This is a genomic window from Streptomyces cupreus (assembly GCF_014257025.1).
GTDB classification, from domain to species: Bacteria; Actinomycetota; Actinomycetes; order Streptomycetales; family Streptomycetaceae; genus Streptomyces; species Streptomyces cupreus.
In genome coordinates, this window is record NZ_JACMSF010000015.1 from 17,807 (window position 1) to 40,817 (window position 23,011).

At 72.0% G+C, this 23,011-nt stretch carries 28 protein-coding genes and 1 pseudogene; 21 read left to right on the plus strand and 8 right to left on the minus strand.

Going from position 1 to position 23,011, the window contains the following annotated elements; translation table 11 throughout:
• The first annotated feature begins 13 nt into the window (after positions 1–13).
• The 4 genes from H4N64_RS15925 to H4N64_RS15940 all read left to right on the plus strand — a co-directional run bounded on the left by H4N64_RS15925 (position 14) and on the right by H4N64_RS15940 (position 3,856).
• Entirely contained in the window at positions 14–1,996 is a 1,983-nt protein-coding gene (locus H4N64_RS15925) for a S9 family peptidase (protein WP_336246711.1), read from the plus strand.
• The gene (locus H4N64_RS15930; protein WP_186282960.1) at positions 1,993–2,916 is read left to right on the plus strand and encodes an LD-carboxypeptidase; all 924 of its coding nucleotides are present in this window, start codon (positions 1,993–1,995) and stop codon (positions 2,914–2,916) included. The genes H4N64_RS15925 and H4N64_RS15930 overlap by 4 nt, the downstream gene beginning before the upstream one ends.
• 96 nt (positions 2,917–3,012) lie before the next feature.
• Positions 3,013–3,270 carry a LapA family protein gene (locus tag H4N64_RS15935; RefSeq protein WP_186282961.1) on the plus strand — a complete coding sequence of 86 codons (258 nt, stop codon included), beginning with the start codon at positions 3,013–3,015 and terminating at the stop codon, positions 3,268–3,270.
• A gap of 19 nt (positions 3,271–3,289) precedes the next feature.
• Complete coding sequence (locus tag H4N64_RS15940) at positions 3,290–3,856, plus strand: GNAT family N-acetyltransferase (RefSeq protein ID WP_186282962.1); 567 nt, start codon at positions 3,290–3,292, stop codon at positions 3,854–3,856.
• Here H4N64_RS15940 and H4N64_RS15945 read toward each other — a convergent pair.
• The gene (locus H4N64_RS15945) at positions 3,847–4,194 is read right to left on the minus strand and encodes a VOC family protein (RefSeq protein ID WP_186282963.1); all 348 of its coding nucleotides are present in this window, start codon (positions 4,192–4,194) and stop codon (positions 3,847–3,849) included. The genes H4N64_RS15940 and H4N64_RS15945 overlap by 10 nt on opposite strands.
• Positions 4,195–4,294: 100 nt before the next feature.
• On the opposite strand from H4N64_RS15945, the gene H4N64_RS15950 reads away from it, so the two are divergent.
• Positions 4,295–4,771 carry a phage holin family protein gene (locus tag H4N64_RS15950; protein WP_186282964.1) on the plus strand — a complete coding sequence of 159 codons (477 nt, stop codon included), beginning with the start codon at positions 4,295–4,297 and terminating at the stop codon, positions 4,769–4,771.
• 6 nt (positions 4,772–4,777) lie between these two features.
• Complete coding sequence (locus H4N64_RS15955; RefSeq protein WP_186282965.1) at positions 4,778–5,821, plus strand: SDR family oxidoreductase; 1,044 nt, start codon at positions 4,778–4,780, stop codon at positions 5,819–5,821.
• On the opposite strand, the gene H4N64_RS15960 is transcribed toward H4N64_RS15955, so the two are convergent.
• Both H4N64_RS15960 and H4N64_RS15965 read right to left on the minus strand, forming a co-directional pair.
• Complete coding sequence (locus tag H4N64_RS15960; RefSeq protein WP_186282966.1) at positions 5,818–6,909, minus strand: enolase C-terminal domain-like protein; 1,092 nt, start codon at positions 6,907–6,909, stop codon at positions 5,818–5,820. The two genes, H4N64_RS15955 and H4N64_RS15960, sit on opposite strands and share 4 nt — an antisense overlap.
• Before the next feature lie 3 nt (positions 6,910–6,912).
• The gene (locus tag H4N64_RS15965) at positions 6,913–7,872 is read right to left on the minus strand and encodes a TIGR03557 family F420-dependent LLM class oxidoreductase (RefSeq protein WP_186282967.1); all 960 of its coding nucleotides are present in this window, start codon (positions 7,870–7,872) and stop codon (positions 6,913–6,915) included.
• 165 nt (positions 7,873–8,037) lie between these two features.
• On the opposite strand from H4N64_RS15965, the gene H4N64_RS15970 reads away from it, so the two are divergent.
• The 12 genes from H4N64_RS15970 to H4N64_RS16025 are packed head-to-tail and all read left to right on the plus strand — an operon-like array spanning position 8,038 to position 15,944.
• Complete coding sequence (locus H4N64_RS15970) at positions 8,038–9,582, plus strand: FAD-dependent oxidoreductase (protein ID WP_186282968.1); 1,545 nt, start codon at positions 8,038–8,040, stop codon at positions 9,580–9,582.
• Positions 9,579–11,426, plus strand: coding sequence for a transketolase (locus H4N64_RS15975; RefSeq protein ID WP_186282969.1), 1,848 nt, complete (start codon positions 9,579–9,581; stop codon positions 11,424–11,426). Before H4N64_RS15970 ends, H4N64_RS15975 begins: the two co-directional genes overlap by 4 nt.
• The gene (ligD, locus tag H4N64_RS15980) at positions 11,423–12,361 is read left to right on the plus strand and encodes a non-homologous end-joining DNA ligase (protein ID WP_186282970.1); all 939 of its coding nucleotides are present in this window, start codon (positions 11,423–11,425) and stop codon (positions 12,359–12,361) included. Before H4N64_RS15975 ends, ligD begins: the two co-directional genes overlap by 4 nt.
• A gap of 52 nt (positions 12,362–12,413) precedes the next feature.
• Positions 12,414–12,746, plus strand: a complete 333-nt coding sequence (locus H4N64_RS15985; protein ID WP_186282971.1) for a gas vesicle protein GvpO — start codon at positions 12,414–12,416, stop codon at positions 12,744–12,746.
• A 45-nt stretch (positions 12,747–12,791) separates the two neighbouring features.
• Entirely contained in the window at positions 12,792–13,217 is a 426-nt protein-coding gene (locus tag H4N64_RS15990) for a gas vesicle structural protein GvpA (protein WP_186282972.1), read from the plus strand.
• Positions 13,214–13,975: a GvpL/GvpF family gas vesicle protein gene (locus H4N64_RS15995; protein WP_186282973.1), complete on the plus strand. Its 762-nt coding sequence runs from the start codon at positions 13,214–13,216 to the stop codon at positions 13,973–13,975. The genes H4N64_RS15990 and H4N64_RS15995 overlap by 4 nt, the downstream gene beginning before the upstream one ends.
• 3 nt (positions 13,976–13,978) lie before the next feature.
• Complete coding sequence (locus H4N64_RS16000; protein ID WP_186282974.1) at positions 13,979–14,206, plus strand: gas vesicle protein GvpG; 228 nt, start codon at positions 13,979–13,981, stop codon at positions 14,204–14,206.
• Positions 14,203–14,367 carry a hypothetical protein gene (locus H4N64_RS16005; protein ID WP_186282975.1) on the plus strand — a complete coding sequence of 55 codons (165 nt, stop codon included), beginning with the start codon at positions 14,203–14,205 and terminating at the stop codon, positions 14,365–14,367. The genes H4N64_RS16000 and H4N64_RS16005 overlap by 4 nt, the downstream gene beginning before the upstream one ends.
• On the plus strand, positions 14,364–14,687 hold the full coding sequence (locus H4N64_RS16010; protein WP_186282976.1) for a gas vesicle protein: 324 nt from the start codon (positions 14,364–14,366) through the stop codon (positions 14,685–14,687). The genes H4N64_RS16005 and H4N64_RS16010 overlap by 4 nt, the downstream gene beginning before the upstream one ends.
• Positions 14,687–15,481 (plus strand): GvpL/GvpF family gas vesicle protein, encoded by a 795-nt coding sequence (locus tag H4N64_RS16015; RefSeq protein WP_186282977.1) that lies wholly within the window; start codon positions 14,687–14,689, stop codon positions 15,479–15,481. The genes H4N64_RS16010 and H4N64_RS16015 overlap by 1 nt, the downstream gene beginning before the upstream one ends.
• Positions 15,478–15,666: a gas vesicle protein GvpJ gene (locus H4N64_RS16020; RefSeq protein WP_186282978.1), complete on the plus strand. Its 189-nt coding sequence runs from the start codon at positions 15,478–15,480 to the stop codon at positions 15,664–15,666. Before H4N64_RS16015 ends, H4N64_RS16020 begins: the two co-directional genes overlap by 4 nt.
• Entirely contained in the window at positions 15,663–15,944 is a 282-nt protein-coding gene (locus H4N64_RS16025) for a gas vesicle protein GvpK (RefSeq protein ID WP_186282979.1), read from the plus strand. The genes H4N64_RS16020 and H4N64_RS16025 overlap by 4 nt, the downstream gene beginning before the upstream one ends.
• A 15-nt stretch (positions 15,945–15,959) precedes the next feature.
• Here the strand turns inward: H4N64_RS16025 and H4N64_RS16030 are convergent, their stop codons facing one another.
• The 3 genes from H4N64_RS16030 to H4N64_RS16040 all read right to left on the minus strand — a co-directional run bounded on the left by H4N64_RS16030 (position 15,960) and on the right by H4N64_RS16040 (position 18,580).
• Positions 15,960–16,130, minus strand: coding sequence for a hydrophobic protein (locus H4N64_RS16030; protein WP_186282980.1), 171 nt, complete (start codon positions 16,128–16,130; stop codon positions 15,960–15,962).
• A 43-nt stretch (positions 16,131–16,173) separates the two neighbouring features.
• Positions 16,174–16,995, minus strand: a complete 822-nt coding sequence (locus H4N64_RS16035) for a class I SAM-dependent methyltransferase (protein ID WP_186282981.1) — start codon at positions 16,993–16,995, stop codon at positions 16,174–16,176.
• Between the two features lie 91 nt (positions 16,996–17,086).
• Complete coding sequence (locus tag H4N64_RS16040) at positions 17,087–18,580, minus strand: bifunctional phosphatase PAP2/diacylglycerol kinase family protein (protein ID WP_186282982.1); 1,494 nt, start codon at positions 18,578–18,580, stop codon at positions 17,087–17,089.
• Between the two features lie 60 nt (positions 18,581–18,640).
• Between H4N64_RS16040 and H4N64_RS16045 the strand changes: the two genes are divergently transcribed.
• Complete coding sequence (locus H4N64_RS16045; RefSeq protein WP_186282983.1) at positions 18,641–19,297, plus strand: histidine phosphatase family protein; 657 nt, start codon at positions 18,641–18,643, stop codon at positions 19,295–19,297.
• A 42-nt stretch (positions 19,298–19,339) separates the two neighbouring features.
• On the plus strand, positions 19,340–20,959 hold the full coding sequence (locus tag H4N64_RS16050; protein WP_186282984.1) for an ABC-F family ATP-binding cassette domain-containing protein: 1,620 nt from the start codon (positions 19,340–19,342) through the stop codon (positions 20,957–20,959).
• A gap of 47 nt (positions 20,960–21,006) precedes the next feature.
• Here the strand turns inward: H4N64_RS16050 and H4N64_RS16055 are convergent, their stop codons facing one another.
• On the minus strand, positions 21,007–22,104 hold the full coding sequence (locus H4N64_RS16055; protein ID WP_186282985.1) for a baeRF2 domain-containing protein: 1,098 nt from the start codon (positions 22,102–22,104) through the stop codon (positions 21,007–21,009).
• Positions 22,105–22,168: 64 nt separating this feature from the next.
• Here H4N64_RS16055 and H4N64_RS16060 point away from each other — a divergent pair.
• Positions 22,169–22,443: pseudogene (locus H4N64_RS16060) on the plus strand (DUF6158 family protein); the annotation flags it as partial.
• Between the two features lie 24 nt (positions 22,444–22,467).
• Here H4N64_RS16060 and H4N64_RS16065 read toward each other — a convergent pair.
• Positions 22,468–23,010 (minus strand): type 1 glutamine amidotransferase domain-containing protein, encoded by a 543-nt coding sequence (locus H4N64_RS16065; protein ID WP_186282987.1) that lies wholly within the window; start codon positions 23,008–23,010, stop codon positions 22,468–22,470.
• Between the last annotated feature and the right edge of the window lies 1 nt (position 23,011).

Sequence of the window (23,011 nt, forward strand, 5' to 3'; positions counted from 1 at the left end):
GTTGGGGGAGAACGTGCAGACGCTGCCGTACGGTACCTGGCCCTCGCCCATCGACGCGGCCCTCGCCGCCGCGCACGACGGGCACCCCGAGTACGTGGGCTTCGTCGGCGCCGAGACCTGGTGGACCGAGCCACGCCCCACCGAGGGCGGCCGCCGCACCCTGGTCCGCCGCCGCGTCGACGGCACCCAGGAGTCGGTGCTGCCGGCGCCCTGGAACGTGCGCAGCCGGGTCATCGAGTACGGCGGTCAGCCCTGGGCCGGGGCCCTGGTGGAGGGCGAACCGCTCGTGGTGTTCGTCCACTTCGCCGACCAGCGGCTGTACCGGTACGTGCCCGGCGGCGAACCTCTCCCGCTCACCCCGCTCTCCCCGGTGGGCGGCGGACTGCGCTGGGCCGACCCGCGGTTGGTGCTCGGCCGTGGTGAAGTGTGGTGCGTGCTGGAGGAGTTCACCGGAGACGGGCCCACCGACGTGCGGCGCGTCCTGGCCGCCGTACCGCTGGACGGGTCGGCCGCGCAGGAGCGGGACGCCGTGCGTGAACTCAGTGACGGCGCCCACCGGTTCGTCACCGGGCCGCGGCTCTCGCCCGACGGGCGGCGCGCGGCCTGGCTGGCCTGGGACCATCCGCGGATGCCGTGGGACGGGACCGAGCTGGTCGTGGCGGACGTCGCGGACGGACTGACCGGGGCGCGGACCGTCGCGGGCGGGCCCGAGGAGTCGATCGCCCAGGTCGACTGGGCGCCCGATGGATCCCTGCTGTACGCGAGCGACCGCACCGGCTGGTGGAACCTGTACCGCGACGGCACGCCCCTGTGCCCGCGCGAGGAGGAGTTCGGCGGGCCGCTGTGGAAGCTCGGCCACCGCTGGTTCGCCCCGCTGGACAGCGGTCTGATCGCCGTCGTGCACGGCCGGGGCGCCACCGCGCTCGGGATACTGGACCCCGAGACCGGTGAGGTCGTCGACGCGGCCGGACCCTGGACCGAGTTCGCGCCCACCCTCGCGGTGCACGGTGAGCGGGTCGTGGCCGTAGGAGCCAGTCCGCGCAGCGCCCACGAGGTGGTCGAGCTGGACACCCTCCCCCACGCTCGAACAGACTCGCGCGGGGGCGCCCCCATCGGCCGGGCCCGGGTGATCGGCGCCGAGCACGACGATCCGGTGGACCCGGCGTACTACCCCGAGCCGCAGATCCGCACGTTCACCGGACCGGCCGGACGTGAGATCCACGCGCACGTCTACCCGCCGCACAACCCCGGCTGCGTCGCCCCCGGCGGCCGGCCGGCGCCGTACGTCGTCTGGGCGCACGGCGGCCCCACCGGGCGGGCGCCCCTGGTGCTGGACCTGGAGATCGCCTACTTCACCTCGCGAGGCATCGGCGTCGCCGAGGTCAACTACGGCGGCTCCACCGGATACGGCCGGGAGTACCGCGACCGGCTGCGCGAGCAGTGGGGGCTGGTCGACGTCGAGGACTGTGCGGCCGTCGCGCTGGCCCTCGCCGACGAGGGCACCGCCGACCGGGACCGGCTCGCCGTGCGCGGCGGCAGCGCGGGCGGCTGGACCGCGGCGGCCTCGCTCGCCACCACCGACGTCTATGCCTGCGGCACGATCATCTATCCCATCCTCGACCTCGCCGCCTGGGCCGACGGGGAGACCCACGACTTCGAGTCGCGGTATCTGGAGAGCCTGGTCGGGCCGCGCGCGGAGGTGCCCGGACGGTACGCGGAGCGCTCGCCCACCGAGCACGCCGAGCGGATCACCGTGCCGTTCCTGCTGCTTCAGGGCCTGGACGACGTGATCTGCCCGCCCGCGCAGTGCGAACGGTTCCTGGCCCGGATGGAGGGGCGGCGGGTGCCGCACGCGTACATCGCCTTCGAGGGGGAGGGGCACGGCTTCCGCCGGGCGGAGACCATGGTGCGCGTCCTGGAGTCCGAGCTGTCCCTCTACGCTCAGGTGTTCGGCATCGACCCGCCCGGCATCCCGACCCTGGAGCTCGCCAAGTGAAGCAACACGTCCGTCCGTCCCGGCTCGCCCCCGGCGCCCGTGTCGCCGTCGTCGCCACCAGCGGGCCCGTGCCCGAGGAGCGGCTCCAGGCCGGGCTCGACGTGCTGCGCGGCTGGGACCTGGACCCGGTGGTGGCACCCCATGTGCTGGACCGGCACCCCGAGTTCGGCTACCTCGCCGGGACGGATGCCGACCGGGCCGCCGACCTCCAGAACGCCTGGTGCGACCCGTCCGTAGACGCCGTGCTGTGCGCCCGCGGAGGCTACGGCGTGCAGCGCGTGATCGATCTGCTCGACTGGGAGGCGATGCGGGCGGCCGGGCCGAAGGTATTCGTGGGGTTCAGCGATCTGACCGTGCTCCACGAGTCGTTCGCGCGGCGGCTCGGACTCGCCACGCTGTACGGGCCGATGGCGGCGGGCATCGACTTCATCAAGAGCGCACGGGCCCAGGAACACCTGAGGGCCACGCTGTTCGCCCCGGAGACGGTCACCGAGATCGTCTCCGGCGGGCGGACCCTGGTGCCGGGCCGGGCGCGCGGGGTCACTCTCGGTGGCTGTCTGTGCCTGCTCGCCGCCGAGTTGGGCACCCCGGACGCCCGTCCGTCCGCGCGGGGTGGGCTGCTGTGCCTGGAGGACGTGGGGGAGGAGACGTACCGCATCGACCGGTACCTCACCCAACTCCTGCGCGCGGGCTGGTTCGACGGGGTGAGCGGCCTGCTGCTCGGGTCGTGGGAGGAGTGCGAGCCCTACGACCGGCTGCGCCCGCTGCTCGTCGACCGGCTCGGCGGGCTCGGGGTCCCGGTGGTGGAGGAGTTCGGGTTCGGGCACTGCTCGGACGCGCTGACGATCCCCTTCGGGGTGACGGCCGAACTTGACGCCGACGCGGGCACGTTGACCCTGGACGAGCCCGCGCTGCGCTGAACGGGTCGTTACCGGCCAGTACCTACTGGTCGGTAAGCGCACCCGGAGAACCGGCCTCACCGTGCGTGACGAGGTCTTCGGGCGCACCCTGGTGGTATGAGTCCGAAGACCTCCGAGAAGAGCGGCAGCAGGGCCCGCGGGAAGGGCGGTGGCCGGTACCCGGCGTTCACGCCCGCGCGGATCACCGTACTGGTGCTGGCCGTCCTCGCCCTGATCTTCATCTTCGAGAACACCCGCCAGACCAAGATCCGCCTGCTGATCCCCGAAGTGACGATGCCCCTGTGGACAGCGCTGCTGGCCACCGGCCTCATCGGGGCGCTGTGCGGGGCGTACTTCATGAGGCGGCGCCAGTAGACCGCCGTAGGCTGGCCGGATGCCGCACATCGCATCCCGCTATCTCGCCGAAGGCCCGCGCGTGGCCATACGTCACTTCAGCCACGACGACTCCGCCGAGTTCACCGCCCGGGTCCGGGAGAGCAAGGAGCTGCACCAGCCCTGGCTCTTTCCGCCGGACACCGCCTCCGCCTACGCCGCCTATGCGGGGCGGCTGATCGAGGACCCGACCAAGGCGGGCTTCCTGGTGTGCGAGAAGGACGACGGCGGCTCGATCGCCGGATACATCAACATCAACAACATCGTCCGGGGCGCCTTCCAGTCGGGCGCCCTCGGCTACGGCGCCTTCGCGCACGCCGCCGGGCGGGGGCTGATGCGGGAGGGGCTCGGGCTCGTGGTGGATCACGCGTTCGGCCCGCTCGGGCTGCACCGGCTGGAGATCAACGCGCAGCCCGCCAACACCGCCTCCCTCGCCCTGGCCCGCTCCTGCGGCTTCCGGCTGGAGGGATTCTCCCCGGCGATGCTGCATATCGACGGCGCCTGGCGCGACCACGAACGCTGGGCGCTCACCGCAGAGATGCGCGCCCGCGCACCGCGTCAGGACTGACGGTCCACGTACTCGTACACCGCGCCGTCCGGGTGCATCGCGATCAGATTGCGGCCCGCCGGGGTGGGCACCGGGCCCGCGATCACCCGGGCACCGAGCTCGACGAGCACGTCCCGGGCCTCCTCGACGTCCTTCACGGCGATGGTCGCGGCGACCTTGCGCAGCACCTCCAGCTCCGCCTCCGGGCCGCTCATCAGCAGGAAGCAGCCGACCGCGGCCACCTGCACCCCGCCGCGCTCGAAGCGGAGGGCCCGGCCGCCCGCCAGGCGCTCGTAGAAGGGGACCGCGGTCTCCAGGTCGTCGACGCAGACGCGCAGCGTGGCTCCCAGAATCTCCATGGGGACGAGCCTAGTTGGGGCGAGCCGGGTGCGGAGATCGTTTCGCCCGATCTCCACAGGGCCCGCGTTACGCGCACCCCGGCCGGGGTACCCGGCGGCCATGGAGCGCTTGGATCACCTTGAACATCTCGACAAGCATCTGGTCGACGAGCTGGCGCAGGTGGCGCGCGAGACGATCCGCGACGAGCTGCGCGAGCAGACCCGCAGGCAGCGCCGTACGGCGATGCTGTACGCCGCCTCCGGAACCGTCGCCCTGTACGCGGGCGCGGCCCTCGCGCTCGCCCTCGGCCTGGCCCTGGCCGTCGCCCTGCCCGACTGGGCGGCGGCGCTGATCACCGCGGTCGTCCTCGGCGTGGTGGCGTACGCGCTGCGAGGGGCGGCCCGGCCCGGGCATGCCGCCGCGCCGCCGGAGCACGTGGTCGGCGGCAGCCCGCCGGTCGCGCCGCCGAGCGGGCTCGGCATGCCGTATCCGCCGATGCCGTCCGCCACGCCCGGCGTGCCCGGCGCCCCCGCGGCGCCCGAGACGCCGCCGCGCCCCGACGACATCGACCCCGAGCAGCCGCACCACCGGGCCTGACGCGCGGTGGCCAGGCCGTGGGAGGTCACCCTGTCGGGACGGCGCAGAGCCGTCGTGGTCACCGGGGCCAGCGGCGGCGTCGGCCGGGCCACGGCGGTGGCCTTCGCCGCGCGCGGCGACCGGGTCGCCCTGCTGGCCCGGGGACGCGAGGGCCTCGCCGCGGCGGCGGACGAGGTGCAGCGGGCGGGCGGTGAGGCGCTCGTCGTCAGCGTCGACATGGCCGACGCCAAGGCCGTCGACGACGCGGCGCAGCGGGTCGCCGACGCGTTCGGGCGGATCGACGTGTGGGTCAACAACGCCTTCGCCGGGATCTACGCCCCGTTCACCGAGATCACCCCGGACGAGTTCCGGCGGGTGACGGAAGTGACGTACCTGGGCTATGTGTTCGGCACCCGGGCCGCGCTGCACCATATGCTGCCGCGCGACCGGGGCACGATCGTGCAGGTCGGGTCCGCGCTCGCCTACCGGGGAATTCCGCTGCAGTCCGCGTACTGCGGGGCCAAGCACGCGATCCAGGGGTTCAACGAGTCGCTGCGCTGCGAGCTGCTGCGCGAGGGGAGCCGGGTCCGTACGACGATGGTGCAGCTGCCCGCGGTCAACACCCCGCAGTTCGACTGGGTGTTGAACAGGCTGCCCGGACGGGCCCGGCCGGTGGCGCCGGTGTACCAGCCGGAGGTGGCGGCGCGGGCGATCGTGCATGCGGCGGGGCACGGGCGGCGCAGGGAGTACTGGGTGGGCGGCTCCACGGCGGCGACCCTGATCGCCAACGCGGTCGCTCCCGGGTTCCTGGACCGCTACCTGGCGCGAACCGCCTTCGAGGCACAGCAGGACGAGGACGAGGGGGAGCAGGCCGGGCCCGGCAACCTCTGGACCCCGGCGGACGGACCGCACGGCCGGGACTTCGGGGCGCACGGACGTTTCGACGAGGAGTCCCACGCGGGCAGTTCGCAGGAGTGGGTCTCCCGCAACCGGGCGAGGATGGGCCGCGCGCTCACGGTCGGCGCGGGAGTGCTGGCCGCACGCCGGCTGACCCGGCTTGCTCGGCGCTAACCGATCCGGAACTCCTCCACCTCCTCCGTCCTCAGCGTCAGGCCGTGTCCCACGCCGCTGAGGGGGCGTACCGTGCCGCCCGTCGGGTCCAGGGCGCCGTCGAAGAACATGTCCTCCAGGCGGACGTGGTCGTGGAACCACTCGATGTGGCGGAGGTTGGGGATCGCCGCGGCGGCGGCCGCGTGGGCGTGGGGCGCGCAGTGGGCGGAGACCTCAAGGCCGTGGGCCTGGGCCAGGGCCGCCGCGCGCAGGAACTCGGTCAGGCCGCCGCAGCGGGTGGCGTCGATCTGCAGGCAGTCGACCGCGCCGGCCGTGATCATGCGGGCGAAGTAGGGGAGGTCGTAGCCGTATTCGCCCGCCGTGACGTCGCACATCAGCGCGTCGCGGACCAGGCGCAGGCCCGTCAGGTCGTCGGACGACACCGGCTCCTCGAACCAGCCCACCCCGTGCTCGGCGAGAGCGTGGCCCACCCGGATCGCCTGTTTGCGGGTGTAGGCGCCATTGGCGTCGACGTACAACTCCGCCTCGGGGCCGATCACTTGACGTGCCGCCTGGACGCGGGACAGATCGCGCGGCACCGCGCGGCCCCGGTCCTCGCCGATCTTCATCTTCACGCGCGGGATGTGCTGTCCGTGCACCCATCCGTTCAACTGCGCGGCCAGATGGGTGGTGTGGTACGTCGTGAAGCCTCCGCTGCCGTACACCGGGACGCGTTCGCGGCAGGTGCCCAGCAGCCGGGCCAGGGGGAGTTCCAGGAGGCGCGCCTTCAGGTCCCACAGGGCGATGTCCAGCGCGGAGATCGCGCACGCGGTGACTCCTGGGCGGCCCGCGTTGCGGATCGCCCGGCACATCGCCTCGTGCGCGCCGGGGATGTCCAGCGCGTTCCGGCCCTCGACCTGACCCGCGAGCTGGTCGCGCAGGAAGTCGCCGATCGTGGCCGGGCCGTACGTCCAGCCGGTGCCGGTCGCGTCGCCCGCCGTCACCTCGGCGATCACTATCGTCGTGGCGTTCCAGGTCAGCGTCCCGTCCGCTTCCGGGGCGTCGGTCGGCACCGTGTAGACCGAGACGACAGGCCGCTGGAGTTTCATCGCTCACCCCTGCTGGAGCTGCGGCAGCACCTTCGAGCGGTAGAAATCGAAGAAGCCGCGCTGGTCGGGGCCGATCTGGTTGACGTAGACCCGGTCGAAGCCGGCGTCGGCGAACGCCAACAGCGCCGCCAGATGCTCCTCGACGTCGTCCCCGCACACCGAGCCCTCGCTCACCGTCTCCTCGGTGACCAGCGGCTCCAACTGCTCGAAGTGCTTCGGCGAGGGCAGGATCTGGCCCATCTCACCGGGCAGGAACTGGTTGGACCACAGCCGGTGCACCGTCTTCACCGCCTCGTCGCGGTCCGTGCCCCAGCAGACCTTCGTCCCGCCGCTGACGGGCTTCGCGCCCCCGCCGCCCTTGCGGAACTGGGCCACCATCTCCTCGTCCGGGGCCATCGTGATGTACCCGTCGCCCACCCGGGCCGCGAGCGCCGTCGCCGCCGGGCCGAAGCCGGAGATGTCGATCGGGACGGGCTCGTCGGGGACCGTGTAGAGGCGGGCGTTCTCGACCTGGTAGTGCGTGCCGTAGTGGCTGACCTCCTCGCCGGAGAACAGCCGGCGCATCACCTGGATCGACTCCTCCAGCATCTCCAGACGCACCCGCGCGGGCGGCCAGACATGGCCGAGGATGTGTTCGTTGAGGGCCTCGCCGGTGCCGACACCGAGCCGGAAGCCTCCGTTCGACATCACCGCGGCGGTCGCCGCGGCCTGGGCTGTCACCGCCGGATGGATCCGTACGGTCGGGCAGGTCACGGCCGTCTCGACGGGCAGTGACACCGCCTCCGAGATCGCGCCGATCACCGACCACACGAACGGGCTCTCGCCCTGCGCGTCGTTCCACGGGTGGTAGTGGTCCGAGATCCACAGCGACTGGAATCCGGCCTGCTCCGCCATCCTCGCCTGCTCGACGAGTTCGGCCGGCCGGAACTCCTCGCACGACAGGAAGTAGCCGTACTCGGGCATGGGGGGACACCTCCGGGACTGCCGCGTGGGCGGCGGGACGGGTCGCGGTCCGGGTACCCGGCGGCGGGACCGGAAACCGGGCTGCCCGAGGTGACGTTTGGCGGCCCTGACCAGGGGGACGCGGAAGGCTCCCGAGCGAGACGTCGACAAGCGCCGGAGGCAAACGTGAGTCGTCCCCGCATCGTGATCGTCGGCGCCGGATTCGCCGGGTACCGGACGGCCCGTGTGCTGTCCCGGCTCACCCGGCACCAGGCGCGGATCACCCTGCTGAACCCGACCGACTACTTCCTGTATCTGCCCCTGCTGCCCCAGGTCGCCGCCGGCATCCTGGAACCGCGCCGGGTCACCGTCTCGCTCTCCGCCACCCTGCGCGACGTACGGCTGGTGCTCGGTGAGGCGGACGCCGTCGACCTCGACGGGCGCACCGTGCACTACAGCGGCCCCGAGGGCGATCCCGGCACGCTCCACTTCGACCGGCTGGTGCTGGCCGCCGGCAGCGTCAACAAGCTGCTGCCCGTCCCCGGAGTCGCCGAGCACGCGCACGGCTTCCGCGGACTGCCCGAGGCGCTGTATCTGCGCGACCAAGTGACCCGGCAGATGGAGCTGGCCGCCGCCGAGGACGATCCGAAGAGCTGCTCCGCTCGCTGTACGTTCGTCGTGGTCGGCGCCGGGTACACCGGCACGGAGGTCGCCGCCCAGGGACAGCTCTTCACCGCCGCGCAGGCCCGGGGCCGCCCCCTCAAGCCACGCTGGCTGCTGCTCGACATCGCCGACCGTGTCCTGCCCGAACTGGACGAACGGCTCTCCCGCACCGCCGACAAGGTGCTGCGCGAGCGGGGCGTCGACGTACGGACGGGCACCTCCGTTAAGGAGGCCACGCACGCCGGAGTGCTGCTGAGCGACGGCGAGTTCATCGACACCCGCACGCTGGTGTGGTGCGTGGGCGTACGCCCCGACCCGCTCGCCGAGTCGCTCGGGCTGCCCATGGAGCGCGGCCGGCTGCTGGTCGACCCGCACCTCCAGGTCCCGGGCCGCCCCGAGCTGTTCGCCTGCGGGGACGCGGCGGCCGTACCGGACCTGGAGCGGCCCGGCTCGTACACCCCGATGACCGCGCAGCACGCCTGGCGGCAGGGCAAGGTCGCCGCCCGCAATGTGGCCGCCTCGCTCGGGGTCGGGGAACGCCGTGCCTACCGTCATCGCGACATGGGCTTCGCCGTCGACCTCGGCGGGGTCAAGGCCGCCGCCAACCCGCTCGGCCTGCCCCTGTCCGGCGTGGCCGCCGGCGCGGTCACCCGCGGATATCACCTCGCGGCGATGCCCGGCAACCGCGTCCGTGTCGCCGCCGACTGGCTCCTGGACGCCGTACTTCCGCGCCAGGCCGTCCAGTTGGGGCTCGTACGGTCCTGGTCGGTGCCGCTGGACACGGCGTCGCCGGAGCTGGCACGGGTGCCGGGCAAGCCGGAGAAACCGGTGGAGGACCAGATGAACGAGCCTGCCAAGAACCAGCCCGGCGGCGAGCCTGCCAAGAACCAGCCCGGCGGCGAGCCTGCCAAGAACCAGCCCGGTGGTGAACCCGCCAAGAACCAGCCCGGTGGTGAACCGGCGAAGAACCAGCCCGGCGGGGAGCACACCGAGGCCCCCGGCCCCGTCAAGCAAGAGGACATCCCGCCCGACCCGCGTCCCGGCCGCCCCGCGGAAGGAGACTCATGAACACCGCCGAACTCGTCGAACTGGGACAGCAGTTGCGGGTGGACAGCGTGCGCGCCTCGGACGCCGCGGGGTCGGGGCATCCCACCTCGTCCATGTCAGCCGCCGATCTGATGGCCGTACTCCTCGCGAACCACTTCCGTTACGACTTCGACCGTCCCGCCCACCCCGGCAACGACCGTTTCGTGCTGTCCAAGGGACACGCCTCGCCCCTGCTGTACTCCGCCTTCAAGGCGGCCGGTGTCGTCGAGGACGCCGAACTGCTCACCTTCCGCAAGCTGGGCAGCGCCCTGGAGGGGCATCCCACGCCACGGCGGCTGCCGTGGGTCGAGACGGCCACCGGGTCGCTCGGGCAGGGGCTGCCGGTCGGCGTCGGGATCGCGCTCGCGGGCAAGCGTCTGGACCGTACCGGCTATCGGGTGTGGGTGCTGTGCGGGGACAGCGAGCTGGCCGAGGGCTCGGTGTGGGAGGCCGCCGAGCACGCGTCGTACGAGCATCTCGACAACCTCACCGCCATCGTCGACGTCAACCGGCTCGGCCAGCGCGGGCCGACCCGGCACGGCCACGCCCTGGACGCCTACGCACGGCGCCTGCAGGCGTTCGGCTGGCACACCGTCGAGATCGACGGACACGACGTCGACGCGATCGACCGCGCCTACGGCGAGGCCAGGTCCACCATCGGACAGCCCACCGCGATCCTCGCCCGCACCCTCAAGGGCAAGGGCGTCGAATCCGTCCAGGACCGTGAGGGCCTGCACGGCAAGCCCCTCAAGGACGCCGAGGAGGCCGTCGCCGAACTCGGCGGGCGGCGCGACAGCGTGATCCGGGTGCATGAACCGCCCGTCGCGCGCATGCTGCATGCGGTACACGCCGGGCACTTCGAACTGCCCCGCTTCGACAAGGGCGACGAGATCGCCACCCGGGACGCCTACGGCAAGGCGCTCACCGCGCTCGGCTCCGGACGCGGCGATGTCGTCGCCCTGGACGGCGAGGTCGGCGACTCCACCCGTGCGGAGCTGTTCGCCAAGGAACACCCCGACCGGTACTTCGAGTGCTACATCGCCGAGCAGCAGATGGTCGCCGCCGCGGTGGGGCTCGCCGCGCGCGGCTGGGTGCCCTACGCCGCCACCTTCGCGGCCTTCCTCACGCGGGCGTACGACTTCGTGCGCATGGCCTCGATCAGCGGCTCCGGGATCAACCTCGTCGGCTCCCACGCGGGCGTCGCGATCGGGCAGGACGGGCCCTCGCAGATGGGCCTGGAGGATCTGGCGATGATGCGCGCGGTGTACGGCTCGACCGTGCTGTACCCGTGCGATGCCAACCAGACGGCCCGGCTCGTCGCCACGATGGCCGGTCTGGAGGGCATCCGCTATCTGCGCACCTCGCGCGGCGCGAGCCCGGTGATCTACGGCCCCGACGAGGAGTTCCCGATCGGCGGCAGCAAGGTGCTGCGCGCCTCCGGCGCCGACCGGATGACCCTCGTCGCCGCGGGCGTCACCGTGCACGAGGCGCTGGTCGCCGCCGACGCGCTGGAGCGCGAGGGCATCCAGGCCCGGGTGATCGACCTGTACTCGGTCAAGCCCGTCGACCGGATCACGTTGCGCCGGGCCGCCGAGGAGACCGGCTGTCTGATCACGGTGGAGGACCACCACGAGGAGGGCGGCCTCGGCGACGCCGTCCTGGACGCCTTCCTCGACGGCCGCCCGGTGCCCCGGCTGGTACGGCTCGCGGTCCGTACGATGCCCGGCTCGGCCTCCTCCGACGAGCAACTGCACTCCGCGGGCATCGACGCCGAGTCGATCGCGGCGGCCGGCCGGCTGCTGGTGGCGGAGGCGATCGTGCCATGAGCGGCGAGGACGACGTACGGACCGTGCGGGCCGGGCGGCGCACGGTCGAGGTGCACCGCTCCGCGAAGGTGCTCTTCCCCGGCGACGGCGACACCAAGGAGTACACCAAGGGCGACCTGGTCGACTACTACCGGTCCGTCGCCCCCTTCATGCTGCCGCATCTGCGCGGCCGCCCCCTGATGCTGGAACGGCACCCCGACGGGCTCGGCGGGCCCAAGTTCATGCAGAAGAACACCCCGGACAGCTATCCGGACTGGGTCACCCGCGTCGAAGTGCCCAAGGAGGGCGGCACCGTATGTCACACCGTCTGCGACGACACCGCCACCCTCGTCCTCCTCGCCGACCAGGCCTCCCTCACCCTGCACCGCTGGCTCTCCCGCGTCGGCCGTCTCGACCGGCCCGACCGGATGGTCTTCGACCTGGACCCGGCCGAGGAGGACTTCGGGCAGGTGCGCGAGGCGGCCTGGCTGCTGGGCGAGCTGCTGGACGAACTGAAGCTGCCCTCGGCCCTCATGACGACCGGCTCGCGCGGAGTGCATGTGATCGTCCCGCTGAACGGCCATCACGACTTCGACGAGGTACGGGAGTTCGCCCGGGACGTCGCCGACACCCTCGCCGCCGCCCACCCGGACCGGCTCACCACCGCGGCCCGCAAGAAGGACCGCGGCGACCGCCTCTATCTCGACGTGCAGCGCAACGCCTACGCGCAGACCGCCGTCGTGCCCCTCACGGTCCGGGCCCGGCCCGGCGCCCCCGTGGCCGTCCCCATCGACTGGACCGCACTGGACGACCCGGATCTGGACGCCCGGCGGTGGACCATCGCCGACGCCGTGGACCAGGCCCGCACCAACCCCTGGGCCGGGGTGCTGAACCGGGGCCGGGCCCTCGGACCCGCCCGGCGCAGGCTCAACGCCCTCGGTGGCAACGGCACGTAAAGCCGCGGGTTTGGCCAAGTTCCCTCGGGCCACTCGGAGTTCGAGGGGAGCCATGACTGATTCACACCACGCGCACAGCAAATCCCAACAGGAAAGGGGCGGATCGGATGTCGGGCCGACCCCGACGGAAGTACTGCGCCAGGCGCGCGCCCAGCTGACCGAACTCACCGGCATGACCGCCGAGACGGTCTCGTCCTTCGAACGGAGCGAGGACGGCTGGACATTGGAGATCGAAGTCCTGGAGCTGGCCCGGGTGCCCGACACGATGAGCCTGCTCGCCGGCTACCGGGTCGACCTCGACCGGCAGGGACAGCTCACCGGCTACCGGCGCGTCCGGCGCTACGAACGCGGGCGATCCGACGCGCGCACGCCCGGCGGCCGTTAGGCCGCCCGCCCCAACTCACCATTCAGACAAGGAGGAACGGTCGGCATGACCGTTGTCCCGGCGCAACAGACCGGCGGATCGGGCGGTACCAGCGGCCTCTACGACGTCCTGGAGCTCGTCCTCGACCGGGGGCTCGTCATCGACGCGTTCGTGCGTGTCTCCCTGGTCGGCATCGAAATCCTCAAGATCGACGTCCGGGTCGTCGTCGCCAGCGTCGACACCTATCTCCGCTTCGCCGAAGCCTGCAACCGGCTCGACCTGGAGGCCGGTCCGCGCAAGAGCCCGGGCCTGCCCGACGTGGTCGGCCAGATCACCGAGTCCGGCGCCCGCGGCAAGTCCAAGGGGGCGCTGTCCGGCGCCGCGCAGACCGTGTCCGACGCATTCCGGCAGGCCCGCGGGGAGGGCGAGGCCGAACCCAAGCCGCGCACCCGCAAGTCCACCGCGGCGCGCAGGAAGGAGGAGCAGGAGTGAGCACGTATGTGTACGGCATCACCGCGAGCTCGCATCCCGCACTCCCCAAGGACATGACCGGCGTCGGCGAACCGCCGCGCCCGGTGCGCGTGCTGGCGGAGGGTGACCTGGCCGCCCTGGTCAGCGAGGCGCCCGAGGGGCTGCGCCCCAAGCGCAGGGACCTGCTCGCCCACCAGAACGTCCTCGCCGAGACCGGCGCGGCCGGATGTGTGCTGCCCATGCGGTTCGGCAGCGTCGCCCCTGACGACGACACCGTCACCGCGGTGCTCGCCGAGCGCGCCGACCACTACAAGGAACGGCTGCGCACGCTGGACGGCAAGGTCGAGTACAACGTCAAGGCCACGCACGACGAAGAGGCCGTGCTGCACCGGGTGCTGTCGCAGAGCCCGGAGATCCGCTCCCTGACTGAGGCCAACCAGGAGGCGGGCGGCGGGAGTTACGAGCAGAAGCTCCAGCTCGGCGAGATGGTGGTGGCCGCCGTCAAGGCCCGTGAGGCCGAGGACGCCGCCGATGTCCTGCGGGTCCTGCAACCCGAGGCGGCGGCGGTGAGCGTGGGCCCCGAGTCCACCGGCTGGCTCGCCAATGTCTCCTTCCTGGTGCACCGGGACACCGCCCAGGTGTTCCTGGCCGCCGTCGATGAACTCCGCAAGTCCCGGCCGCACCTGGAGATCCGCGTCAACGGCCCGCTGCCGCCGTACAGCTTCGTCGATCCGGGCCCGTCGGAGCCTGCGAGCTCCGTCAGCGTTGGCGAGGAGTGAGGCGTGGGACTGGTCGGGGAGGTACTGCTGCTGCCTTTCGCCCCGGTGCGCGGCAGCGGGTGGGTGATCGGACAGGTACTGCGCGAGGCGGAGCGCGTCTATCGCGACCCGGTCACGGTGCGGGCCCAACTCGCCCGCCTGGAAGAGCAGTTGGAGACCGGAGAGATCGACGAGGAGGAGTTCGACCGGCGTGAGGACGAACTCCTAGACAGGCTGGAGGGCACACGATGAGGAGTCCATCCCCAGGGGGCGGATACCTGCGTGAGGAAGAGGAGGAGGCGGACGGCGGCTACGAGGGCGACAATGAGGGAGAGGCCCAGGTGGAAGACGGAGAGGAAGGGTACGAGAGCGAGCCGGAGGACTCCTGCGCCGGGACCGGGGACCGCAGATGACGACCCCCGGTCGGCTTCCCGAGCCCTACGGCCAGGGTGGCGGCGCCAATCTCGCCGACATCCTGGAGCGCGTCCTCGACAAGGGCGTGATCATCGCGGGTGATATAAGGATCAACCTTCTCGACATCGAACTGCTCACCGTCAAGCTGCGTCTGATCGTCGCCTCCGTCGACAAGGCGCGGGAGATGGGCATCGACTGGTGGGAGGACGATCCGGCGCTGTCCTCGCGGGCCCGGCGCGACGAACTCGCCCGGGAGAACGCCGAGTTGCGCGAGCGGCTGGCCCGACTGGAGCCCGGTCGCTCACAGGAGGAGGCCTGATGTCCGGACTGCGCTATGTGTACGCCGTCTGCCGGCCCTTCCGGTCGGCCCTCCAGTCCCAGCTCACCGGGGTCGCCGGACAGCCGCCGCGGCAGCTGACGCACCACGGTCTGATAGCCGTCTACAGCGTCGTGCCGGAACGGGACTTCGCCGAGGAGCCGCTGCGCGCCCATCTGGAGGACCTGAATTGGCTCGCCGAGACGGCCAGGGCCCACCAGGGCGTCATCGACGCCCTCACCGTCGTCACCACTCCGCTTCCGCTGCGGCTCGCCACCGTGTTCCGGGACGACAGCGCCCTGCGCACGATGATGGAGTCCCGCGAGGAGTACTTCCTGCGCACCCTCGACCGGCTGGAGGGCCGGGTGGAGTGGGGTGTGAAGGTCTACGTCGAACCACGGCCCGAGGACACCGAGGCCCCCGCCGGGAAACCCGAGTCGGGCCGGGACTACCTGCGCCGACGGCGCCTGAGCGCCCGCGATCATGAGTACATCTGGCAGGAGGCGACAGAATTCGCCGGCCGTCTGCACGCCACGCTTTCCTCCTACGCGGAGGATTCCCGGCTGCACAATCCGCAGAGCAGGGCGCTTTCCGGTGCCGCCGGACAGAACGTGCTCAACGCCGCCTATCTGGTGCCGCGCGGCGATTCCGAGGAATTCGTGGAACTGGTGGACCGCACGAAGGACGAGGCCCCGGGAATGCGTGTGGAACTCACCGGACCCTGGGCGGCCTACTCCTTCACCGGCGAGGAAACGAACGAGGAGACGGACGAGGAGACGGGGGACGAGGGCCCGTGACCGTCATAGAACGCCGAGAGGTCGCCCTGGTGGACCTCCTGGACCGGCTGCTGGCCGGCGGGGTCGTCATCACCGGCGACATCACCTTGCGCATCGCCGACGTCGACCTCGTTCGCATCGACCTCAACGCCCTGATCAGCTCGGTGAACGACAATGTCCCCTCGCCCTTCGGGGAGCTGACGTGAGCCCCCGCAACCGGCTCGACCTCGACCCCGACACCGTGGAACGCGACCTCGTCAAGCTGGTGCTCACCGTCGTTGAACTGCTGCGCCAGCTCATGGAGCGGCAGGCGCTGCGCCGCTGCGACGAGGGCGGTCTCAGCGAGGAGCAGGAGGAGCGGATCGGGCTCACGCTGATGCTGCTGGACGACCGGATGGCCGAGCTGCGCGAGCGCTACGGACTGCGGCCCGAGGACCTCAATCTGGACCTCGGGCCGCTCGGACCGCTGCTGCCCCGGGATTGACTCTCCCGGGCGCTCTCACCACCTGTACCAGCGGCCCCTGCCCCCGGCGGCCGTCGTGCCACGCACCAGGAATCCCAGCAGCCACAGAACGAGAACTATGACCGCAATCCACCAGAGCAGATCCACTGCGAATCCGGCACCGAACAGAATCAGCGCCAAAAGCAGCACCACCAGCAAAGGAACCATAATGTGAACCTCCTGGCGGTCCGGGTTACCAGAAATCCGAATGTCAGCCGTCTTTACGGCACAGAATTTCTCCGTGCAGCACGCTGAACCAGCCGTCCTCGCGCTCCCCCCACGCCCGCCACGCGTCCGCCACCGCACGCAGCTGCTCCTCGGAGGCGTGACCGCCCTCGGTGGCCCGGTCGGCGTACGCCGAGGCGAGAGTGCGGTCCGCCCACAGCCCGCTCCACCAGGCCCGCTCCTCGGCGGTCGCGAAGGTCCAGGTGGCCGAGGTGGCGGTGATGTCGGTCAGGCCCGCTCGCAGCGCCCAGGACTTCAGCCGCCGCCCGGCGTCCGGCTCACCGCCGTTGGCACGGGCCACCCGCCGGTACAGGTCCAGCCAGTCGTCCATCCCGGGGGACGCCGGGTACCAGGTCATGGCCGCGTAGTCCGAGTCGCGGACCGCGATGAACCCGCCCGGCCTCGTCACCCGCTTCATCTCGCGCAGCGCCCGCACCGGGTCGCCGACGTGCTGGAGCACCTGGTGGGCGTGGACCACACAGAAGGTGTCGTCCGGGAAGTCCAGCGCGTGCACGTCGGCGACCGCGAAGTCGACGTTGGCCAGGCCCCGTTCGGCGGCCGTGGCGCGGGCCTGCTCAAGGATGCCCGGCGCGTTGTCGACGCCGGTGACCCGGCCGTCCGGCACCAGCGCCGCCAGATCGGCGGTGATCGTGCCGGGCCCGCAGCCGATGTCCAGGATCCTCATGTGCGGCTTGAGTGAATCCAGCAGGTAGGCCGCGGAGTTGGCGGCGGTGCGCCAGGTGTGCGAGCGCAGCACCGACTCATGGTGCCCATGCGTGTACACGGCGGTCTCACGCGGCTTCGGCATGGCGTTCCCCTCGTCTTGTCGTGGTGGCGCCACCGTACGCCCGCATGTCGAATAATGAGACCTGCGTTTTGCATTCTGGACTGACGAGGCGTCAGTGCCCCGGCAGTGGCCGGTAGACGGTCAGTGCTTCCGGTAGCTTCTCCAGCGTCACCTCGCCCTCCACCTCGGTGACTTCGCCGTCGTAGGCGAGAAGCGAGTGCGGGGCGACTCCGGTCAGGCGCAAGCGGCCGACCTGGACCGCCGCGTGGGCGGGGGAGCGGGTCAGCGGTCCCGCGACGGCAGCCGCCAGCAGCCGGACCGTGGGACGCCGGCCGCCGTGCACGACCCGTACGTCCAGTACGCCGTCGGCGAGGTCGACCCGGCGGCCGGGGGTCAGGCCCATCCGGTGGTAGGTGCCGTTCCCGGCGAACAGCAGCCACAGCGGCCGGGTGGAGGAGCCCAGCCTGGCCTCCAGAGGATGCCCGTCGGTGCGCAGGACGCGCAGGGTGGCGAGCACGCCGGCCGGCCAAGCGCCGATCCGGTGCGACCAGCGGTCCCGCTCACGCACCAGCTCCGGATACATGCCCAGGCTGCAGGTGTTGAGGAACACGCCCCGCCGCACGCCGCAGCGGAACTGGCCCACGTCCACCCGCACGGCCTGACCGCGCACCAGCGCCCGGGTCAGATCGCGTACGTCCTCCACGCCCAGGTCGTAGGCGAAGTGGTTGAGCGTGCCGCCGGGCAGGACCGCGAGCGGCAGCCCGTGCCGCAGGGCGACCTCGGCGGCGGTGTTCACCGTGCCGTCGCCGCCGCACACCCCGAGCACCCGCGCGTGGTCCGCCGCCTTCTCCAACTCCGCCCGCACCTGACCGGGTTGGCACTGCACGACCTCGGCCTGCGGCAGTACGTCCAGCAGTGTGCGCACCCGGTCGGCGGTGCCCGAGGCGGTGTTCGCCACCAGGACCAGACCCTCGCCCTCGGTCAGCACCGGGACCTCGGCGCGCGGCCGGGCCGGCGGGCGCAGCTGGGCCCGGGTCGGCACCAGGCCCCGTACGGCGTACGCGGCGCACGCTCCGAGGGCCGCGCCCGCCAGCACATCGCTCGGGAAGTGGACTCCGGTGTAGACCCGGGACAGCGCCACCGACCAGGCCACCGGGGCCACCACGGCCCCCCAGGCCGGTGACTCCAGCGCGACTCCGGTCAAGAACGCGGCCGCCGACGCGGAGTGACCGGACGGGAACGAGGTGGTGATCGGCTGCCGCTTCAGCTGCCGCACCAGCGGTACCGGGTCCAGCAGCGGCCGGGGCCGCCGCACCGAGCGCTTGCCGAGCGTGTTGATCGTCAGCGAGGCGAGGCTCAGCGAGGCGAGACCGCGCACCGCGGCCCGCCGGGCCCGCGGGGTGCGGCTCGCCGCCATGAAGGCGCCCGTAGCGAACCACAGCACACCGTGGTTCGCGCTCCGGCTCAGCCGGGGCAGCACCCCCTCGGCGCCGGGCCAGTGCTGCTCGGCGGCGAACTCGAAGAGCCGGGAGTCGAGAGCGAGGAGCCGGTCCCGCACCAGATGGCGGCCCGGCTTCGGCAGAGTGAGGTCCACATCAGGGCTCATGGGGTCACGGGTACCCTGAAGTGGCTGTTTCTTGTCCGGTCCCGTCCCGAAGGGCCCTTGATGCGTCTGCTCCTCGTCCGTCACGGCCAGACCCCCACGAACGTCGACTACCTGCTGGACACCGCCGTCCCGGGACCAGGTCTGACCGAACTCGGCGAGGCCCAGGCGGTCGCGCTCCCCGAGGCGCTCACCGGCGAGGACATCGAGGCCCTGTACGTCTCCACCCTCCTTCGCACCCAGCTCACCGCCGCCCCGCTGGCCGCGACGCGCGGACTCGAGGTGATCGTGCGGGACGGCATCCGGGAGATCTCCGCCGGGGACCTGGAGATGCTGCCCGGCGACACGGAACAGGGCGAGCTGTACATGCGTACGGCGTTCGCCTGGGCGGCCGGTGACACGGACCTGCGGATGCCCGGTGGGGAGAGTGGCGCGGAGTTCCTCGGCCGGTACGACGCCGTGATCGCGGAGGCCGCGCAGAGCGGCCTCGGCACGGTCGCGATGGTCAGCCACGGTGCGGCCATCCGTACCTGGACGGCGGCCCGCGCGGACAACGTGGACATCGCCTTCGCCGCCGCGCACCGGCTGGACAACACCGGTGTGGTGGTCCTGGAGGGCTCGCCGTCCGACGGCTTCAAGGCGCTGTCGTGGGCGGGCGCGAGCGTGGCACCGGCGGGCGAGGGCGGCCCGGCGGGAGAGCCGCTGGAGGACGCCGGATAACGGTTTGCCGGTTTCGGCGGCCGACCCGCAGAATGCCACCTCATGGGACATCTGGAAGCCGCGCACCTGGAGTACTACCTCCCCGACGGGAGGCCGCTGCTGGGCGATGTGTCCTTCCGGGTGGGCGAAGGGGCCGTGATGGCCCTGGTCGGCCCGAACGGCGCGGGCAAGACGACCCTGCTGCGGCTGATCTCCGGCGAACTGAAACCGCACGGCGGGTCGGTCACGGTCGGTGGCGGCCTGGGCGTGATGCGCCAGTTCGTGGGATCCGTACGGGACGAGACGACCGTACGGGATTTGTTGGTGTCGGTCGCGCCGCCGCGCATCCAGGAGGCCGCGCGGGCCGTCGACGCCGCCGAGCACGGGATCATGACGGTCGACGACGAGGCGGCCCAGCTGAAGTACGCGCAGGCGCTCGCCGACTGGGCCGAGGTGCGCGGGTACGAGGCGGAGACGCTGTGGGACATGTGCACCATGGCCGCGCTGGGCGTGCCGTACGAGAAGGCGCAGTGGCGGCAGGTGCGGACGCTGTCCGGCGGTGAGCAGAAGCGGCTGGTGCTGGAGGCGCTGCTGCGCGGCACCGACGAGGTGCTGCTGCTCGACGAGCCGGACAACTATCTGGACGTGCCCGGAAAGCGCTGGCTGGAAGAGCGACTGAAGGAAACCCGCAAGACGGTCCTCTTCGTCTCCCACGACCGTGAACTCCTGGCCCGCGCCGCCGAGAAGATCGTCTCCGTCGAACCCTCGCCGACGGGCGCGGACGCCTGGGTGCACGGCGGCGGCTTCTCGACGTACCACGAGGCCCGGCGCGAACGCTTCGCCCGCTTCGAGGAGTTGCGCCGCCGCTGGGACGAGAAGCACGCGCAGCTGAAGAAGCTGGTCCTGACACTCCGTCAAGCGGCGGCCGTCAGCCATGAGATGGCGTCGCGCTACGCCGCGGCCCAGACCCGCCTGCGCAAGTTCGAGGAGGCCGGCCCACCGCCGGAGCCGCCGCGGGAGCAGGACATCAGGATGCGCCTGAAGGGCGGCCGGACGGGGGTCCGCGCGGTCACCTGCGAGGGCCTGGAGCTGACGGGTCTGATGAAGGCGTTCTCCCTGGAGGTCTTCTACGGCGAGCGGGTGGCGGTCCTGGGCTCGAACGGCTCGGGGAAGTCGCACTTCCTGAGGCTGCTGGCCGGGGAGGAGGTGGCGCACACGGGTGCGTGGAAACTGGGCGCGCGCGTGGTGCCGGGCCACTTCGCCCAGACGCACGCCCACCCGGAACTGGCGGGCCGCACCCTGCTCGACATCCTGTGGAAGGAACACGCCCAGGACAAGGGCGCGGCCATGTCCCGCCTGCGCCGCTACGAGCTGACCCAACAGGCCGAACAGACCTTCGACCGCCTCTCGGGCGGCCAGCAGGCCCGTTTCCAGATCCTCCTGCTGGAACTGGAGGGCGCCACGGCCCTCCTCCTGGACGAGCCGACGGACAACCTCGACCTGGAGTCGGCGGAAGCGCTCCAGGAGGGCCTGGAGGCCTTCGAGGGCACGGTCCTGGCGGTCACCCACGACCGCTGGTTCGCGCGCGCGTTCGACCGCTACCTGGTCTTCGGCACGGACGGCCGAGTACGGGAGACGGCGGAGCCGGTGTGGGACGAACGGAGGGTGGAACGGGCGCGGTAGTTCCAAGCGCCGGGTGTCTCAGCCCGTCCGGCGCTTGTGGACGAGGGCTACGGCCACCGCAACAGCGCCCCCAGGCCGCCGGACGGCGCCTCCCCCGCCCGCACCGACACCGCAGCCGCCCCTGTGGCCACCGCCGACCGCATCAATGCGTCATCCGCCCGCGCGGCCCACGACCGCTGCTCACCGAGCGCCTTCAGATCCGTACGCCGTACCGCCACCTGGTCCGGATCCTCCCCGATCCACACCTCCCGGTGCGTGTCCGGCGCATCCAGCCGGATCAGCAGCTCATCGATCCGATGCTCGCGCGCCGCCTCGACCAGCGCCGGCACCCCCTCCACGGCCGCCGCCCGGCCGCCCTCCGCCGGCTCCCGGGCCGCCAGGAACCGCGACAGCTCCCGCTCCGCACGCTGCCGTACATGCTCCTCACGGATCGACTCCACATCCTCGTCCAGCAGCCTGCTCCCGTCGCCGTGCGGCGCCTCGACCACCAGATCGTGCAGCCGCCGCGGCAGCCGTTCGTGCACGGCCCGCCGCTCCCGGTCCTCACCGACCAGAATCAGCAGGTCGGCCTGGGTCTCCTCCTGGCAGACGGTGAGCGCGTCGGCGATCTCGGCCGCGTTGTGCTCCCAGGTGTTCTCCACCTTCAGCTGGAAGTGCCGCTCAGACCAGTCGGACGTGCTCGTCCGGTGCACCGGCCACTGCCGCCCGGTGACCCCACCGGCGTCCTGCCGCCCCAGCGCGGTGCGCAGCACGAAGTGGGCGCCCCTGCGGTCGACGTACGCCACCACGCACACGGGATCCTCCCCTGCCAGCTCCAGCAGCGGCGCGGTGTGCGGCAGCGGAGCCCAGTCGGCGCTGTCCCGCAGCGGGGACTGGGCGAGCGGCGGATCCAGTACGACCTCGCCGGCCCGCGCGAACAGGGCGCGGCCGTGCGGCTCCGAGGAATGCTCCAGCTCCTCCAGCGCATGCCGCACCGCCCGGCAGGTCGCCTCGTCGGCGCCCTGGTCGGCGAGCTCGCGGGAGAGCGCCTGTGCCGTCAGGTGCCGCTCGTGAGGGGTGTCCTCCGTGTGGCGGGAGGTGTCGACGTACACGGAGGCCCACGGCCCCGGATGTTCGTAGAGTGGATGCAGGAAGGCGAGATCCATGGTCTCTCCCGGATGTCGCTCGGAGTAGTGCTCACAGGGCGGGTACCCGGACCGCGGACTCGGACACCGACACGACGAGCGGGGCACACGATGACCGGAGTCGACCCCAGCCGGCTGGACGACCAGCAGCTCATGAAGGAGCTGGAGACCATCCACCGCACGCGCCACGACGCCCTCCTGTACGGCTCGAACGACGCACTGCGGGCCCACAACGAACGCATGGCCCAGCTGGAGGGCGAGTACCTCCGCCGCAACCCACGCCGCCCGGTGGCCTCGGGCCGCACCCGCGAAGGCGCCCGCGAACGCGGCTCCGGCGAAGCCGCGACCCCGGGCACCTGACCGGCCCGCGCTGCTTGCGGTCCGTCAGCCGGCCTCCTTCGCGAACACGTCCAGGAAGGTCTCGCAGAACGCCTTCAGATCGGCCGGCTTGCGGCTGGTCACCAGCTTGTTGGGCCCGTGGTCGCAGACCTTCACCTGCTCGTCGACCCACGTGCCGCCCGCGTTGCGGATGTCGGTGCGCAGGCTCGGCCATGAGGTGAGCACCCGACCGCGCACCACGTCCGCCTCCACCAGCGTCCACGGCGCGTGACAGATCGCGGCGACCGGACGTCCCTGCTCGAAGAAGGAGCCGACGAAAGAGACGGCCGCCTCGTCCAGCCGTAGGAAGTCCGGGTTGGCCACGCCGCCGGGCAGGACGAGTCCGTCGTAGGAGTCGGCCGACGTCTCGCCGACGACCTCCTGCACCGGGAAGGAGTCGGCCTTGTCGAGGTGGTGGAACGCCTGGATCTTCCCCGGCTTCGTCGACACCAGCACCGGTTCGTGACCGGCGTCCACCGCCGCCTGCCAGGGATCGGTGAGTTCGACCTGCTCGACGCCCTGAGGTGCGGTGAGAAATGCGATGCGCATG